The sequence below is a fragment of the Saccharothrix obliqua genome (genome assembly GCF_019375475.1).
GTDB classification, from domain to species: Bacteria; Actinomycetota; Actinomycetes; order Mycobacteriales; family Pseudonocardiaceae; genus Actinosynnema; species Actinosynnema obliqua.
The window spans coordinates 875165-890106 of the sequence record NZ_JAHXGQ010000002.1 but is presented as its reverse complement, the minus strand read 5'-3'; the positions used below and the strand labels follow the sequence as shown (position 1 = coordinate 890106).

17 protein-coding genes and 1 pseudogene are annotated in these 14942 nt (G+C 72.7%); 4 read left to right on the top strand and 14 right to left on the bottom strand.

Going from position 1 to position 14942, the window contains the following annotated elements:
- Window positions 1-38: 38 nt before the first annotated feature.
- A complete protein-coding gene (locus KZQ38_RS10035; protein WP_219440353.1) occupies window positions 39-962 on the bottom strand; it encodes an NAD(P)/FAD-dependent oxidoreductase in 924 nt (307 codons plus the stop codon).
- Window positions 963-1083: 121 nt separating this feature from the next.
- On the opposite strand from KZQ38_RS10035, the gene KZQ38_RS10030 reads away from it, so the two are divergent.
- Window positions 1084-1254, top strand: coding sequence for a hypothetical protein (locus KZQ38_RS10030; protein ID WP_219440352.1), 171 nt, complete (start codon window positions 1084-1086; stop codon window positions 1252-1254).
- Window positions 1255-1264: 10 nt separating this feature from the next.
- Here KZQ38_RS10030 and KZQ38_RS10025 read toward each other — a convergent pair whose 3' ends face one another.
- Both KZQ38_RS10025 and KZQ38_RS10020 read right to left on the bottom strand, forming a co-directional pair.
- The gene (locus tag KZQ38_RS10025) at window positions 1265-1603 is read right to left on the bottom strand and encodes a nucleotide pyrophosphohydrolase (RefSeq protein WP_219440351.1); all 339 of its coding nucleotides are present in this window, start codon (window positions 1601-1603) and stop codon (window positions 1265-1267) included.
- Window positions 1600-2505 carry an AraC family transcriptional regulator gene (locus tag KZQ38_RS10020; RefSeq protein ID WP_219440350.1) on the bottom strand — a complete coding sequence of 302 codons (906 nt, stop codon included), beginning with the start codon at window positions 2503-2505 and terminating at the stop codon, window positions 1600-1602. The genes KZQ38_RS10025 and KZQ38_RS10020 overlap by 4 nt, the downstream gene beginning before the upstream one ends.
- A 71-nt stretch (window positions 2506-2576) precedes the next feature.
- On the opposite strand from KZQ38_RS10020, the gene KZQ38_RS10015 reads away from it, so the two are divergent.
- The gene (locus tag KZQ38_RS10015; RefSeq protein ID WP_219440349.1) at window positions 2577-3371 is read left to right on the top strand and encodes an NAD(P)H-binding protein; all 795 of its coding nucleotides are present in this window, start codon (window positions 2577-2579) and stop codon (window positions 3369-3371) included.
- Here the strand turns inward: KZQ38_RS10015 and KZQ38_RS10010 are convergent.
- The 3 genes from KZQ38_RS10010 to KZQ38_RS10000 all read right to left on the bottom strand — a co-directional run bounded on the left by KZQ38_RS10010 (window position 3337) and on the right by KZQ38_RS10000 (window position 5188).
- Window positions 3337-3981: a class I SAM-dependent methyltransferase gene (locus tag KZQ38_RS10010; protein ID WP_219440348.1), complete on the bottom strand. Its 645-nt coding sequence runs from the start codon at window positions 3979-3981 to the stop codon at window positions 3337-3339. The two genes, KZQ38_RS10015 and KZQ38_RS10010, sit on opposite strands and share 35 nt — an antisense overlap.
- Window positions 3982-4057: 76 nt before the next feature.
- Window positions 4058-4405 carry a peptidase inhibitor family I36 protein gene (locus tag KZQ38_RS10005; RefSeq protein ID WP_219440435.1) on the bottom strand — a complete coding sequence of 116 codons (348 nt, stop codon included), beginning with the start codon at window positions 4403-4405 and terminating at the stop codon, window positions 4058-4060.
- A gap of 42 nt (window positions 4406-4447) precedes the next feature.
- On the bottom strand, window positions 4448-5188 hold the full coding sequence (locus tag KZQ38_RS10000; RefSeq protein WP_219440434.1) for a DUF72 domain-containing protein: 741 nt from the start codon (window positions 5186-5188) through the stop codon (window positions 4448-4450).
- A 45-nt stretch (window positions 5189-5233) separates the two neighbouring features.
- On the opposite strand from KZQ38_RS10000, the gene KZQ38_RS09995 reads away from it, so the two are divergent.
- Window positions 5234-5968, top strand: coding sequence for an arylamine N-acetyltransferase family protein (locus KZQ38_RS09995; protein WP_219440347.1), 735 nt, complete (start codon window positions 5234-5236; stop codon window positions 5966-5968).
- Here the strand turns inward: KZQ38_RS09995 and KZQ38_RS09990 are convergent.
- The 6 genes from KZQ38_RS09990 to KZQ38_RS09965 form a co-directional block, all read right to left on the bottom strand.
- On the bottom strand, window positions 5965-6699 hold the full coding sequence (locus tag KZQ38_RS09990) for a DUF72 domain-containing protein (protein WP_219440346.1): 735 nt from the start codon (window positions 6697-6699) through the stop codon (window positions 5965-5967). The two genes, KZQ38_RS09995 and KZQ38_RS09990, sit on opposite strands and share 4 nt — an antisense overlap.
- A gap of 51 nt (window positions 6700-6750) precedes the next feature.
- The gene (locus tag KZQ38_RS09985; RefSeq protein WP_219440345.1) at window positions 6751-7218 is read right to left on the bottom strand and encodes a hypothetical protein; all 468 of its coding nucleotides are present in this window, start codon (window positions 7216-7218) and stop codon (window positions 6751-6753) included.
- A 143-nt stretch (window positions 7219-7361) separates the two neighbouring features.
- Window positions 7362-9473 (bottom strand): 3-hydroxyacyl-CoA dehydrogenase NAD-binding domain-containing protein, encoded by a 2112-nt coding sequence (locus tag KZQ38_RS09980; RefSeq protein WP_219440344.1) that lies wholly within the window; start codon window positions 9471-9473, stop codon window positions 7362-7364.
- On the bottom strand, window positions 9470-10690 hold the full coding sequence (locus tag KZQ38_RS09975) for a thiolase family protein (RefSeq protein WP_219440343.1): 1221 nt from the start codon (window positions 10688-10690) through the stop codon (window positions 9470-9472). The genes KZQ38_RS09980 and KZQ38_RS09975 overlap by 4 nt, the downstream gene beginning before the upstream one ends.
- A gap of 78 nt (window positions 10691-10768) precedes the next feature.
- A complete protein-coding gene (locus KZQ38_RS09970) occupies window positions 10769-11218 on the bottom strand; it encodes an ABA4-like family protein (protein WP_219440342.1) in 450 nt (149 codons plus the stop codon).
- Window positions 11215-12075 carry a hypothetical protein gene (locus KZQ38_RS09965; RefSeq protein ID WP_308258325.1) on the bottom strand — a complete coding sequence of 287 codons (861 nt, stop codon included), beginning with the start codon at window positions 12073-12075 and terminating at the stop codon, window positions 11215-11217. The genes KZQ38_RS09970 and KZQ38_RS09965 overlap by 4 nt, the downstream gene beginning before the upstream one ends.
- A 118-nt stretch (window positions 12076-12193) precedes the next feature.
- Here KZQ38_RS09965 and KZQ38_RS09960 point away from each other — a divergent pair, with 118 nt between their 5' ends.
- Window positions 12194-12844, top strand: a complete 651-nt coding sequence (locus KZQ38_RS09960) for a MerR family transcriptional regulator (RefSeq protein ID WP_219440340.1) — start codon at window positions 12194-12196, stop codon at window positions 12842-12844.
- 31 nt (window positions 12845-12875) lie between these two features.
- On the opposite strand, the gene KZQ38_RS09955 is transcribed toward KZQ38_RS09960, so the two are convergent.
- Together KZQ38_RS09955 and KZQ38_RS09950 are read right to left on the bottom strand one after the other, a co-directional pair.
- Entirely contained in the window at window positions 12876-14117 is a 1242-nt protein-coding gene (locus KZQ38_RS09955) for a ribonuclease D (RefSeq protein ID WP_219440339.1), read from the bottom strand.
- Between the two features lie 67 nt (window positions 14118-14184).
- Window positions 14185-14900 (bottom strand): annotated as a pseudogene (locus KZQ38_RS09950) (response regulator).
- Window positions 14901-14942: the final 42 nt, after the last annotated feature.

Here is a 14942-nt window from a genome sequence, read left to right as displayed (position 1 = left end):
CACCTGTTCATCGGGTGCCCCTCAAGGCTTTTTCGCGTTCACCCACCCAGCACGGCCGCGGCGAGGCGGGTGCCGGACAGCCAGGCGGTCTCCACCTTGGGCGAGCCCCAGGCATCACCGGCCAGGCCGATCCGCTCCCGCCCGAAGTGGAACGGGGCGGCACCGGGACCGTCCGGGCGGGCGAACGCCCATCGCACCACGTCGACGCGGAGCGCCGCCGGCAAGCCCAGCAGCTCCCGCACCGCGGCGTCGATCCCGGCACCCGCTGCTTCGGCGTCGAAGCGCTCGGCGAAACCGGCCGTGGTGTGGGCGACCAGCACGGGGCTGCCGTCCCCGCGACGGCTGCCGTCGTCCAGCAACGTCGCCAGCACGGGGTGGTCGTTCACGAAGGCGCCCCGGAAGTCCCACGTGCGTTCCGGGTACCGGAGGGTCGCGACGAGGGAGGGCAGCCACACCTGTGCGCCCGCGGCTCGGGCGGTCTCGGCCAACGCGGGGTCCAGCAGGCGCACGGCCTGCGGGCCCGGCATGGCGAGCACCACGGCGTCCGCCGCGACGCCGTCGACCCGGGGTCCCGGGTCGACGTGCCCGACCTCCCACCCGGTGCGCACGTCCAGCCCCTCGGCGAGCTGCCGCACCAGGGATCGCAGGCCACCGGCCGCCGCCCACCGCACCGGCCCGGTGGTCGTGCTCCACCCGTCCCGCGAGCGCACGGCGAACGTGTCCGTCCACTCACGTGCCAGACCGGCCGCGCGCCAGCCCTCGACCACCGCGGCGAACTCGGGCGAGGACACCGTGAAGTACCCCGCGCCCGTGTCCGCACGGCGACCGCCGTACGACTCGGTCGCCATCCGTCCGCCGCACACGTGCGCCCGTTCGAGGACACGGACCGTGACTCCGGCCGTGGTGAGCGCTCGTGCGCAAGCCACTCCGGCGATTCCCGCACCGACCACCGTCACCTGCATGGAACCCATCCTGCCGCCGCCGACCGCGGCACCGGTGGTCCGTACCGCTGTCCGGGCGTTCCCGTGCGGCGTCCGGGTGACGTGGAGCCGGTCTCCTTCCCCGGTCCATAGCGTTGGCCGCATGAACGGGATCGGGTGGGGTGCTGGGGAGGCGGCGGTGCGCTGGCTACCGCGTAGGCGACGGGGCAGACATGCGCGGGCGAGGCCGTCCGCCTCGCCCGCGTGGGTGTCCGCGTTCCTCGGGGTCGTCCTGCTGGTGGCGTTGGTCCTGCTGCTGCTGACCTACGTCTGACCCGCGGCCCTCATTCGACGGGGCGCAGGTCGCCGGTGGGGAAGCGCCGCTCGTTGCGGTCGATCTTGGCGAACGCGGCCTCCACGAGGTCGACGTCCAGCTTGTCCGCCAGGCGCACGAGGTAGTGCACCACGTCCGCGAGTTCGTCCCGCACGTTCCACGCGAGTTCCGGGTCCGCCATGGCGTTCGCCGCCTCCTCCGGCGTGAGCCACTGGAACAGGTCGGTCAGCTCGCCGACCTCCCCCGACAACGCCATGACCAGGTTCTTGGGCGTGTGGTAGGTGTCCCAGTCCCGTGCGGCGGCGAACCGGCGCAACGCGTCTCGCAGGTCTTCCAGGCTGTTGCTCATGCCCGCAGAGCTACCACACGGTGATCGCTCGGCCGCACGCCCCGCACCCGTTTGAACGCGGTGCTGAACGCGAAGCCGTCCGTGTAGCCGACAGCGCGTGCCACGGCGTGCACGGTGGCGTCGGGTTGCGCCAAGAGGTCCGCGGCGACGCTCATGCGCCACTCCGTGAGGTAGGTCAGCGGTGGCACGCCGACCTGCGCCGCGAACCGCTTCGCCAGCACGGCGCGGGAAACCCCGGCCAGCTCGGCGAGTTCGGCGACCGTCCACGTGCGACCCGGCTGGTCGTGGATGGCACGCAGCGCCGGTCCCACCACGGGATCGCCCAGCGCCCGGTACCAGCCGGGCGGGTTGGCCTCGGGCCGGTCGAACCACTCGCGCAGCGCGAACACCAGGAGCAGGTCGAGCAGCCGGTCCAGCACGCCGTCCTGGCCCGGCTGGTCCTTCGCGATCTCCTCGGCCAGCAGGTCGACCGTCTGGCACGGCCCGCAGGGCACGACGAACGCCTGCGGCAGGGCGTTGAGGAGGCGGTCGGACACGCTGCCGCGGACCTCGTAGCTGCCGGTGATCACCACGGCATCGCCGTCGGGACGCAGCCCGTACGTGCGGGTGCCGACGCGCCACTCGTCGCACTCGACGGTGGTGGGGTCGAGCTGGGGCGGTGTCGCGGGGTCGTCGGCCAGCACGAACCCGACCGGTCCGCGCACCAGGCCGAGGTCGCCTGCCCGCAGCCGCATCGGTTCGTGCCCGTCGGCGATCAGCCAGCCGTTGCCGTGCGACACCGTCACCAAGGTCAGCGGTGGGGTGGTGGAGTAACGCATGGACCAGGGCGGCGAGGCGAACGAGCGGCACACCAGCGCCCCGTTGGCGCGGAAGCCGCGCAGCAGATCGGTGAGAGCGTCCACGAAGACGATTGAACATGCGAACCGGCTTTTCGACCATGTCCGGTGCACCGGGGCACTGGTTGGCTCGGGGTATGACAATCCTGGTCCTCGGCGCGACCGGCAAGACCGGCCGCCACGTCGCCGCCGCACTCGGCACCGCCGCCCGTCCCGTGTCGCGCTCCACCGCCATCCGCTTCGACTGGTCCGACAAGTCCACATGGGACACCGCGCTGGCCGGTGCGACCGCGCTGTACCTGGTGCCACCCGCGAAGGACCTGGACACCGCGCTGGTGGAGGAGTTCCTGACGCGTGCCGTCGCGGCCGGGGTGCGGCGGGTGGTCCACCTCTCGGCACACGGCGTCGGTGCGGCGCGGCGTCGGGAGGACGTCGTCCGGGCGTCCGGGGTGGACTGGACGATCCTGCGGCCCCGGTGGTTCAACCAGAACTTCACGGAGGACTTCCTGCTGCCCATGGTGCTCGCGGGCGAGGTGGCGTTGCCGGTGGGTCCGGGCGCGCACCCGTTCATCGACGCGCGGGACATCGCCGACGTGGCGGTGGCCGCGTTGACCGGTGACGGGCACGCGGGCCGCGTGTACGAGCTGTCCGGGGCGGAGGCGATCTCGTTCCCCGACGCGGTGGCGATGGTCGCCGAGGCGGTGGGTCGCGAGATCCGCCTGGTCGACGTCCCGGGTTCGGCGGTCGCGGCGGCCCTGCTCGCGGACGGCTTCTCCCCCGAGTACGCCGACGACCTGGGCGAGGCGCTGGTGGCGATCCGCGACGGCCGGGACGCCGAACCGGCCACCGGCGTGCGGGACGCGTTGGGCCGCGCGCCGCGCCGGTTCGCGGACTACGTCAAGGAGTCGGCGGCGTCCGGGGTGTGGGGGTAGCCAGGACGAGGAACTGCTGCTCGGCCGGTCGGTCCGCGTGGGGCGCGAAGACGGCCTCACGCGTCTCGACCACCTCGAACCCGGCCTGCTCGACGTGGCGGAGCAGGTCGGGCGCGGCGAAGCTGGTGACGCGGATGGGGTGGCCGAGGAAGTCGGTGTCCACGCCCTCGACGTCCATCGGCACGGTGGCGACGGCGAGCAGGCCGCCCGGCTTGAGCCAGCGCGCGCCGCGGTCGAGCAGGCGAAGCACCTCGTCCCGGGTCATCTGGAGGAACGAGAAGAACGCGCACACGGCGTCCCAGGAGCCGGCGGCCGAGTCCCACTCGCGGATGTCGGCACGCACGAAGTCGGCGTCCGGCACCTGCTCGCGGGCGATGGCGACCATGCGGTCGGACACGTCGACCCCGAGCACCCGGTGACCGGCCCCCGTGAGCGCCGCCGCGACCGGCCGCCCGGTGCCGCTGCCGATGTCGAGCACGCGGGCGCTCTCCGGGAGCCGGTCGAGCAGCAGCCGCACGGCCACGTCGGCGATGGGCTGGTGCCCGAACGCCTCCTCGTAGTCGCGTCCCACGGCGTCGAACAGTTCAGCGGCGTCGAGCGGTCCCGTCACGGCGTTACCTCCATGGGTGGTGATCCACACCCATCGTGCCGTCACCGGCCGCGGCACGCACCTCCCCCGTGCGGGGTCACGAGCCCCAGACCTGGATCGCGCGCACGGCGAACGGCGCGTCGGGCACGTAGGTGCCGCGGCCGGGGTAGGTGGTGAACTCGGCCTCGGTGGAGCACGTGGCGCCCTGGTAGACGGAGGCGTCGCGGGTCAGGTTGTTCACGAATGAACGGGCCACGAAGTCGTGGAGGGGGATGCACTGGTTCGGGTTGGCGGTTTCCAGGTCGTGCCGTTGCACGGTGCCCGTGTAGTTCGCACCGGTCCACGCGCAGAACTCGCCGCGGTCACACGTGGGGCTCTGCGGTGCGGTGCCGGAGATCAGGGCGGCTGCCGTGAGCGTCACGGCGGTGAGCAGGCCGTTGGTCATCGCCTTCACCGGACGGATTGTGCGGCCGGTGCGGTGGCCCCGCTACTCGGGCCGCAGGCGGTCGGCGAGGGCGAGGGCGTCGCGTGGGGCCATGACCTTCGCGTCGTTGTCGAAGTACGCGTAGACGTCGTGCGTGGCCGACCAGCCGCGGATCTTCTCGGCCCACCGGTCGAGGGCCTGGTCGCTGTAGCCGCTCGTGTACAGCTCCTCGTCGCCGTGCAGGCGGATGTAGACGAAGTCGGCCGTGACGCCTTCCAGTTCCACGAACGTGCGTGCGGTGTCCGCGATGACCATGGCGATGCGGTGCTCGCGCAGCAGCTCGGGGAACGCCGGGTCGCGGAACGACTCGTGCCGCACCTCCAGCGCGTGCCGCAGCGGGCGGTCGTCGTGGGTGCGGGGGAGGGCGGCGAAGAAGTCCGCGAGCAGGGCCGGGTCGAAGCGCATCGTGGGCGGGAGCTGCCACAGGAACGGGCCGAGCTTGGCGCCCAGCAGGTGCACGCCGGAGTCGAAGAACCTGCGCAGGGCCTCTTCGGGGTCGCGCAGGCGTTTCATGTGGGTGATGAAGCGGCTGCCCTTGACCGCGAACACGAAGTCGTCGGGCGTCTGCGCCGCCCACGTCCGGAAGCTGCTCTCCCGCTGGAGCGAGTAGAAGGTGCCGTTGATCTCGACGGAGTCCAGCCGGCTCGACAGGTACTCCAGCTCGCGCTTGTGCACCAGGCCCTTCGGGTAGAACACGCCCCGCCACGGCGGGTAGAGCCACCCGGAAGTGCCGATGCGGATCACCGTCACATTGACCTCCAGCGTGCTCGAACGTGCAACTTTGTACTCATGGACAACCGAACCATCGACGCCTACCTGGAGCGCATCGGCGCCACGCGGTCCAGCACGCTCGTCGAGCTGCACGAACGGCACCTGCGCTCGGTGCCGTTCGAGAACCTGAGCCTGCACCTCGGCGAGCCGGTCACGCTCTCCCCGGACGCGCTGGTGGACAAGGTGGTCAACCGGCGGCGCGGCGGGTTCTGCTACGAGTTGAACGGCGCGTTCGCCACGTTGCTCGGCGCTCTCGGGTACGACGTCCGGTTGCTGTCCGCGAAGGTGTTCAACAAGGGGGTGTTCGGGCCGCCGTTCGACCACATGGCGTTGCGCGTCGGCGACCAGCTCGTGGACGTCGGGTTCGGCCGGTTCGCCATGCGCCCGCTGGACCTGACCAGCCGGGAGGACCAGCACGACCCGATCGGCGTGTTCCGGCTCGCCGACGCGCCGGAGGGCGATGTGGACGTGTTGTTCGACGGCGAGGTGCAGTACCGGATGGAGCTGCGCCCGCGTGCGCTGGAGGAGTTCCGGGCCACCTGCTGGTACCAGCAGACGGCGGAGGACTCGCCGTTCCTCAAGGTCGCCACCTGCTCCATCGCCACCGCGCACGGCCGGATCACGGTGTCGGGCAACCGGCTGATCGTCACCGAGCGCGGTGAGCGGCGTGAGCGGGAGTTGACCGACGCCGAGGTGATCGCCGCGCACGAGGAGCACTTCGGCGTGGTGCTGGACCGCGTGCCGCGCCGCTAGCGGTCGGCGAGCCGGGCCGCGAGCGCGCGCGCGTCGTGCGGGGCGTGGCCGTGCATGGTGTTGTCGAAGTAGACGAACACGTCCCGGTCGGCCGACCACGCGCGGACGCGGTCGGCCCAGCGGTCCAGCGACTCGGGCGCGTACGCGCTGACGTACAGCTCGCGGTCGCCGTGCAGGCGGGCGTAGACGAAGTCGGCGGTCAGCTCCTCCGGTTCGGGGAAGCGGCCCGCCGACTCGGCCACCACCAGCGCCACCCCGCGCTCGGTGAGCAGGTCGGTCACCTCGGGCACGAGGAAGCTGGGGTGCCGCACCTCCAGCGCGTGCCGGACCGGTGGGCCGGGGAGCTGGTCGAGGAACGCGGCGAGCCGGTCGGGCCGGTGGGGCAGGGTCGGCGGGAGCTGCCACAGCACGGGGCCGAGCTTGTGGCCCAGCTCCAGCACCCCGGAGTCGAAGAAGTCCGCCACCGCGCCGGCGGCGTCCTGTAATCGGCGCAGGTGCGTGATCTCCTTGTGCGCCTTGACGGCGAACACGAAGTCGTCGGGGGTGCGGTCGTGCCACGACCGGTAGTGGGCGGGTTCGCGCAGGCCGTAGAACGGCCCGTTGAGTTCGACGGTGTCCAGGACGCGGGCCAGGTACTCCAGCTCCAGCCGCTGCTGGAGGCCGCGCGGGTAGAAGTCGCCGCGCCAGCCCGGGTAGTGCCAGCCCGACGTGCCGATCCGGATGTCACCCATGGTGTGAAAAAGATGCCCGGTCGGGTGAGAGCCGAAACGTGGCGCGCGGGCTCAGAAGCCCGCGCCGTCCAACGCGCCGGACACCACCCGGTCCACCCGGTCCTGCCGCGGGTCGCGGGCCAGGGCCGCGGCGCACGGGCACTGCGCGAGGTCGGTGTCGTCCGGGTGGGCGCCGCACAGGTAGACGCCGAGCACGCGCAGGCTGCGGGCGGTCTGCCGGAGGCGGGCCGCGCCACGCAGCGGCACCTGGCCGTACACGGCCTTGGCGAGCTGGTACGGCGTGCCGGGACCGGGGTCCACGCACGCCTGGCTGTCCAGCTCCTCGGCCACATGCGCGAGCGGCCGGCAGCCGGCCGCCTTCGCCGACCGGACCAGGCGCTGGTCGAGGCGGGCGACGAGGCGGTGGGCCACCTCCTCCCGCCACGCCCGGTCGGCGCGGAGGAACGCGACCAGCTCCTCCACGCGCACCGGGACGGGCCGGGGTCGGCGGGCGCGGGCTCTCCGGCGGTGCGGCGACATGCCCACCAAGATCGACCACGGGCGGCCGGTGTGAGGGTTGCTCACCCGCCTGCCGCACCGGGAGCACACGCCCGCAGTACGTCCCGTGACGCAGCGCACCCGGCCTCCGCGAACGGGAGGCCGGGTGCGTTCGCACGTGCGGGTCAGGCGGGCAGGGACGCCACGCCCGGCGGCAGGAAGCGCTTGCCGGTCACCTTCTCCGCGATGCCCGACCGGTCCAGGTACGGGGTGATGCCGCCCAGCCAGAACGGCCAGCCCGCGCCCAGGACCATGCACAGGTCGATGTCCTGCGCCTCGGCCACGACGCCCTCGTCCAGCATGAGGCGGATCTCCTCGGCCAGCGCCTCCAGGGCGCGGGCCCGCACCTGCTCGCCGGTGAGCGGCCGGTCGCCGAACCGCCACAGCTCCTGGACCTCGGGGTCCACGGTCTGCTTGCCGGCGGCGTCCCACTGCCACACGGCCTTCTTGCCGGCGGCGACGAACGCCTTCATGTTCTCCGACACGGCGAACCGGTCGGGGAACGCGCCGTGCATGGTCTCCGCGACGTGCAGCGCGACCGGCGGGCCGACCAGTTGGAGCAGCACCAGCGGCGACATGGGCAGGCCGAGCGGTTCGGTGGCGCGGTCGGCCACCTCGAACGGCGTGCCCTCGTCGATGGACTTCACGACCTCGCCCATGAAGCGGGTGAGCAGCCGGTTCACCACGAACGCCGGGGCGTCCTTGACCAGCACGCAGGACTTCTTGAGCTGCTTGCCCACGGCGAACGCGGTGGCCAGGGTCGCGTCGTCGGTGCGCGCCGCCCGCACGACCTCCAGCAGCGGCATCACCGCGACCGGGTTGAAGAAGTGGAAGCCCACGACCCGCTCGGGGTGCTTCAGGTCGGCCGCCATGTCCGTGATGGACAGCGAGGAGGTGTTGGTGGCGAGCACCGCCTCGGGGGAGACGAACTCCTCGACCTCGGCGAACACCTTCTTCTTGACGTCCAGGTCCTCGAACACGGCCTCGATCACGAAGTCCGCGTCGGCGAACGCGGCCTTGTCCAGCGAGCCGGTGACGAGGGCCTTGAGGCGGTTGGCCTGGTCCGGGGACACGCGGCCCTTGCCGAGCAGCTTGTCGACCTCGCCATGCACGTAGCCGACGCCCTTGTCCACGCGTGCCTGGTCGACGTCGGTGAGCACCACCGGCACCTCCAGCCGCCGCGCGAACAGCAGTGCCATCTGCGACGCCATCAGGCCCGCGCCGACGACGCCGACCTTGGTGACCTTGCGGGCGAGCGACCGGTCCGGCGCGCCCACGGGCCGCTTGGCCCGCTTCTGCACCAGGTTGAACGAGTACAGGCCGGCACGCAGCTCGTCGCTCATCACGACGTCGGCCAGCGCCTCGGTCTCCGCCGCGTACCCGGCGTCGAGGTCGTTGTGCCGGGCCAGTTCCAGCAGTTCCAGCGCCTTGAGCGCGCCGGGCGCGGCGCCCTTGGTCCGGCCCTCGACGATGGCGCGGGCTCGGGCGACCGCCGCGTCCCACGCCTCGCCGCGGTCGATCTCGCGGCGGGCAGGAGTCACCTCGCCGCGCACCACGGACGCCAGCCACCGCAGCGACTGCTCCAGGTAGTCGGCGGAGTCGAACAGCACGTCGGCGATGCCGAGGCCGAGCGCCTGCGCCGGCTTGAGCATCCGGTTCTGGTTCAACGCGTTCTCGAAGATCACGGTGACCGCGTCGTGCGCGCCGATCAGGTTCGGCAGCAGCTGCGTGCCGCCCCAGCCGGGGAACAGGCCGAGGAAGACCTCGGGCAGCGCGATGGCCGCCGCGTTCGACGCGAACGTCCGGTAGTGGCACGACAACGCCAGCTCCAGGCCGCCGCCCAGCACCGCGCCGTTGACGAACGCGAAGGTCGGGACCTCCGAGTCGGTGAACTTGCGGAACACGTCGTGCCCGAGCCGGCCGATGGCCAGGGCCTGCTCGCGTGACGACGCGTTCTCCACGGCCGTCAGGTCCGCGCCCACGGCGAACACGAACGGCTTGCCGGTCACCGCGATCGCGACCGGCGACGCGGCGGCGGCCTCGTCGAACGCCGCGCCCAGGCTCACCAGCGACTGCGGGCCGAACGTCGACGGGCGGGTGTGGTCGTGGCCGTTGTCGAGGGTGATCAACGCGACCTGCCCGGTCAGTCCGGGCACGGTCACCAGCCGCGTGCGCGCGGTGGTCACGACCTCGTCGGGGAACAGGGCCCTGGCCTCGTCGGCGGTCAACGTGGTCACTTGGCTTCTCCGTTCCAGTGCGGGTTCTCCCAGATCACCGTGCCGCCCATGCCGATGCCGATGCACATGGTGGTGATGCCGTAGCGCACGTCGGGCCGCTCGGCGAACTGGCGGGAGAGCTGGGTCATCAGGCGCACGCCGGACGAGGCGAGCGGGTGGCCGGTGGCGATCGCGCCGCCCCACGGGTTGACCCGCGGGTCGTCCTCGGCGATGCCGAAGTGGTCGAGGAAGGCGAGCACCTGCACGGCGAACGCCTCGTTGATCTCGAACAGGCCGATGTCGTCGATGGTCAGGCCGGCGCGCTTGAGCGCCTTCTCGGTGGCGGGCACCGGGCCGACGCCCATCACCTCGGGCTCGACGCCCATGAAGGAGTAGCCGACCAGCCGCATCCCGACCGGCAGGCCCAGCTCGCGCGCCGTCTCCTCGTCGGCGAGCAGGCAGCCGGTGGCGCCGTCGTTGAGGCCGGCCGCGTTGCCCGCGGTGACCCGGCCGTGGGGGCGGAACGGCGTCTTGAGCTTCGCCAGGTCCTCGACGGTGGTGCCGGGTCGCGGCGGTTCGTCGGCGGTGGCCAGGCCCCAGCCGTGCTCGGCGGACCGGGTCGCGACCGGGACCAGCTCGGGGCCGATCCGGCCGTTCTCCACGGCGGCGGCGTACTTGGCCTGGGACGCGGCGGCGTAGGCGTCGGCGCGCTCCTTGGTGATGGCGGGGAACCGGTCGTGCAGGTTCTCCGCGGTCGAGCCCATGACGAGCGCGGACGGGTCGACGATCTTGTCCGACAGGAACCGGGGGTTGGGGTCGACGCCCTCGCCCATCGGGTGCCGGCCCATGTGCTCGACGCCGCCCGCGATGACCACGTCGTACGCGCCGAACGCGATGCCGCTCGCGGCGGTCGTCACGGCCGTCATCGCGCCCGCGCACATGCGGTCGATCGCGTAGCCGGGCACCGACTTGGGCAGGCCCGCCAGCAGCGCGGCGGTGCGGCCGATGGTGAGGCCCTGGTCGCCGGTCTGGGTGGTGGCCGCGATGGCGACCTCGTCCACCCGCTCCGGCGGCAGCTCCGGGTGCCGCCGCAGCAGCTCGCGGATCACCTTGACCACCAGGTCGTCGGCACGGGTCTCCGCGAAGATCCCCTTGGGGCCTGCCTTCCCGAACGGCGTGCGCACGCCGTCCACGAAGACCACGTTTCGAACGCGTGCCGGCGCTGCTGGTGCGGCCACGGCGTCTCCTCCACTTGTGGTGACGTTTCCGCCGACCGGGGCACTCCTACCGATCGGTAACTACAACTCTAGCCCCTGTTACTCACCGGTAACTACCGAGGTGGCCTTGTCGCCTGCGTCACAACGCGCCCGGATCGCCAGGAACAGGCCGAACCCGAACGGCGACAGCACGACGGTGAACGCCAGCAGCGGTCCCATCAGCAGCGGGTGCAGCCCCAGTCGTCGGCTCTCCCGGTACATCCACGCCCCGATCAGCAGGTCCCACGCGATCACCTGCGCCCACACCGCCGAAGCGCCCCACGGAGTGTCCAGGAACGCCCGCAGCGCGGCCAGGTCCGGCCTGCTCATCGTCGCCCACAGCTCGGGCAGGTGCCCGGCGGTCAGCACCGCGTAGACCACCAGCGGCGGCACCGCGATCAGCGGTGACGACACGATCCGCGGTGTCCACGACCAGCGCGGCGCGAACACCATCAGCCCCCAGAACGGGACGGTCAGCCAGAAGGTGATCCCGAACAGGAACCCGGTCACGCCGCCACCTCCTCGACCCGCCGCGCCGCGGCGGGCACGCGCACCGACAGCCGAGCCGCCACCGTCGTGGCGACGGCCAGGCCCAGCACGGCGAGCATGGTCGTCGCGTCCGGCTCGAACACCGGCTGCCCGCGCAGCGCCTGCCACAGCGCGAGCGCGGTCAGGCCCGCGTACGAGGCGGTCAGCGACCACACCAGCGGGCGGGTGGCGTGGCGGCCCAGCAGCAGGGTGGCCAGCGGGATCACCTGGAGGGCGTGGATGCCGACGAAGTGCGGCACGCGCAGGTCGCCGCCCGCCGCGCTCCAACCGGTGACCGGCAGGTACGGCCCGCCGTCGGGCAGGCCGACGGTGTGCGCGCCGACGATGCCGGCGACGCCGGTGGACCGCTGGGTCATCAGCGCGCCGAGGGCGAGCCCGACCAGGCCGAGCACCAGGCCGAGGCGGATCGCCAGGCCCAGCGCGCGGTCGGGGAACCGCGTCCACGCGAGCACCGCGGAGAGCACCGCGTGCGCCAGCCACACGACGGCGATGGTGATGCCCATGACCCGCCACAGCGTCGCGTCGAACGGCGTGGCCTGGTTGAAGTGGCTGCGCGTGCCGCGCAGCACCTGCCCGATGACGATCGCCATCTCGGCGGTGCCGCCCAGGGCGATCAGCGTGCCCGCCCACCGCGCGACGCGGGGGAAGCGGGTGACGTGGGTGAGCATCCAGGCGAGCGTCGCGCCGTACAGGGCGAAGGAGACGCCGAACTTGAGCGGTTTGAGCCAGATCGGCGAGCCCGCGACAATGCGTGGGTCGACGACCAGGCCCACCAGCGAGACGAGGGTGACGGCGGCCATCAGCAGGGTGAACAGCACCAACGGACGGTGCCACGAGAGGAAGCGGGTCACGGACGGCTCCAGGTATGGATAGCGGCACTTTCTACTATCAGATAGCTACAGTATCCATTCTGAGACTCCTCTCAGGAAGAGGGCCATGCGCATCGCCGAGTTGAGCCGTCGCACCGGTGTCCCCGTGCCGACGATCAAGTTCTACCTGCGGGAGGGCCTGCTCCCGGCCGGTGAGCTGACCAGCCCCAACCAGGCGCGGTACGGGGACGTCCACCTGCACCGGCTGCGCCTGGTGCGCGCCCTGGTCGAGGTGGGCGGGCTGTCCATCGCGGCCGTGCGGGACGTGCTGGGCGCGTTGGACGACCCGGACAAGTCCCTGCACAAGGCGATGGGCACGGCCGAGGCGGCGGTCATGGCGGCCGACGCCACGTCGGACGACGAGGTGGCGCGGGCGCAGGCGCGGGAGTTCGCCGAGCGGCAGGGCTGGCGGTGCCACCCGGAGTCGGACGCGTTCCAGTCGCTGGTGGCGGTCCTGGCGACCGCGCGCGAGGTGGGGCTGGACTCGTTCCCCGGGCAGCTCGACGGCTACGCGCACGCGGCGCTCGGCCTGGCCCGGCAGGACCTGGCGTACGCGTTGACCGCGCCGACGAAGGACGCGGCGATGGAGATCGTGGTCGTGGGCAGCGTGCTCGGCGACAAGGCGCTCGCCGCCGTGCGCAGGCTCGCGCGCCGGGAGCTGTCCCAGCGGCTCGACCGCGGTGAGCGGTCCGGGCAGGAGACCGACCCGGACTGCTGAGCGGGCCGCCCGCGGCGGGCGGCCCGTGACCTCACGCGGCGGCCGACAACGCCTTCGACAGCGGCTCCGCGGCCAGGCGGACCTGCCACGCGCGGGCGCCGCCCTCGCGCAACGCCGCCGCCACGCCCTCGGGCGAGGAATCGGCGGGCGGCTGCCAGCAGGTGCGGCGCACCAGGTCGGGCAGCAGCAGGTTCTCCACGGGCAGGGTGTGCGCCTCGGCCACCGCCGTCAGGGCGGTGCGTGCCGCGGCCAGCCGTGCCGCGGCGGCCGGGTCCTTGTCCGCCCAGCGGTTCGCGGGCGGTGGGCCGTCGTGTTGTTGCGCTGTCTCCGGCAGCTCGCCACGCGGCAGGGCCGCGGCGCGTTGCAACGCGCCCAGCCACACCGACACCACGCGGCGTTGCGCCCGTCCCCGGAACACCGGCAGGGCGAGCAGGGCCGCCTCGTCGGCGGGGTTGCGCACGGCCGCCTCGACCAGGGCGCTGTCCGGCAGCACCCGGCCGGGCGCGATGTCGCGCTCGCGGGCGATCGCGTCCCTGGTCTCCCACAGCGACCGCACGGCCGCGAGCTGCCGCGGGCTGCGGATGCGGTGGATGCCCGAGGTCCGCCGCCACGGTTCGGCCCGCGGCCTGGGCGGCGGCGCGGTGCGCGCCGCCTCGAACTCCTCCAGGGCCCAGTCCAGCTTGCCCTGGCGGGTCAGCTCCTGTTCCAGGACGTCGCGCAGCTCGACCAGCAGCTCGACGTCGAGAGCGGCGTAGTTCAGCCAGTCGGCGGGAAGGGGACGACGCGACCAGTCGGCCGCGCCGTGCCCCTTCTCCAGCCGATAACCGAGGAGCCGCTCCACGAGCGTGCCCAACGCCACCCGCTCGAAACCGGCCAGCCTGCCCGCCAGCTCGGTGTCGAACAACGCGCTCGGGCGCAGGCCGAGTTCGGCGAGGCACGGCAGGTCCTGGGACGCCGCGTGCAGCACCCACTCGGTGCCGTCCAGCGCCGAGACCAGCGGGTCGAGCCGACCGCCCAGGGCGATCGGGTCGACCAGCACGGTCCCGGCACCCGCCCGGCGCAGTTGCACCAGGTAAGCGCGTTGCGAGTAGCGGTAGCCCGAGGCTCGCTCGGTGTCCACCGCGACCGGACCGGACGCTCCGGCGAGCGCGTCAGCGGCACGCCGGAGCGCCTGTTCGTCGGCCACCACCGGCGGGACCCCGTCAGCGGGTTCCGTCAGCGGCACCGGATCAGCTCCGGTTGGTTCGGTTGGCTCGTCGGAGGGTACGTCCACGGCGGAAGACCCTACGACGAACGAACCACTCGCGGGTGTGTTCGGCCCGTTCAGCGTGGCGACCCGGTCAGCGGATCACGCCGGCACGCATGGCCAGCGCGACCATCTGAGCCCGATCCCCGGTGCCCAGCTTGCGCCCGATCCGCGACAGGTGGGACTTCACCGTGAGCGCGGAAAGGCTGAGCGCTTCGCCGATCTCCTTGTTGCTCTGGCCATCGGCGACCAGCTGGAGGACCTCGACCTCACGCGCGGAAAGCTCCCGCGGCGTGTTGTCGGTGCCCGGCACGCGGGTGCCCGCCGCGAGGACGGGCGCGACGCTCGGGTCCGCGTAGACGCCGCCGTCGAGGACCCGGCGCACCCCGTCGGTGACCACCATCGGCGAGGCCGACTTCAGGAGGTACGCCTGGGCGCCCGCCTGGAAGGCCGACCGGACCGCGTAGGGGTCGTCGGAGGACGCGAGGACCACGATGCGGGGCCAGCCCTGGGCACGGAGTTCCGTGACCAGGTCGATGCCGGTTCCGTCCGGCAGACCCAGATCGAGGATCGCGAGGTCGCACGGTCCGGTTGCGAGTGCCCGCGCCCGAGCCTCCGCGACCGAAGCCGCCTCATGCACAGTCCCGGCTCCCATCTGGGTGAGCCGGGCGCTTATCGCCTCCCTCAGCAGCGGGTGGTCGTCGACCACCAACACCAAAAAAGCTCCTCCCGCGGGTGCGGGACCATGTTCGCCGGCAACGAGCCGGCTGGCGTGGTACGAACGGCCTGACCTAAGCCGACGGCAGCCACGTCACTACCTCCCTGGAGTCGGTCGTGCCCCCCGACCGGCAC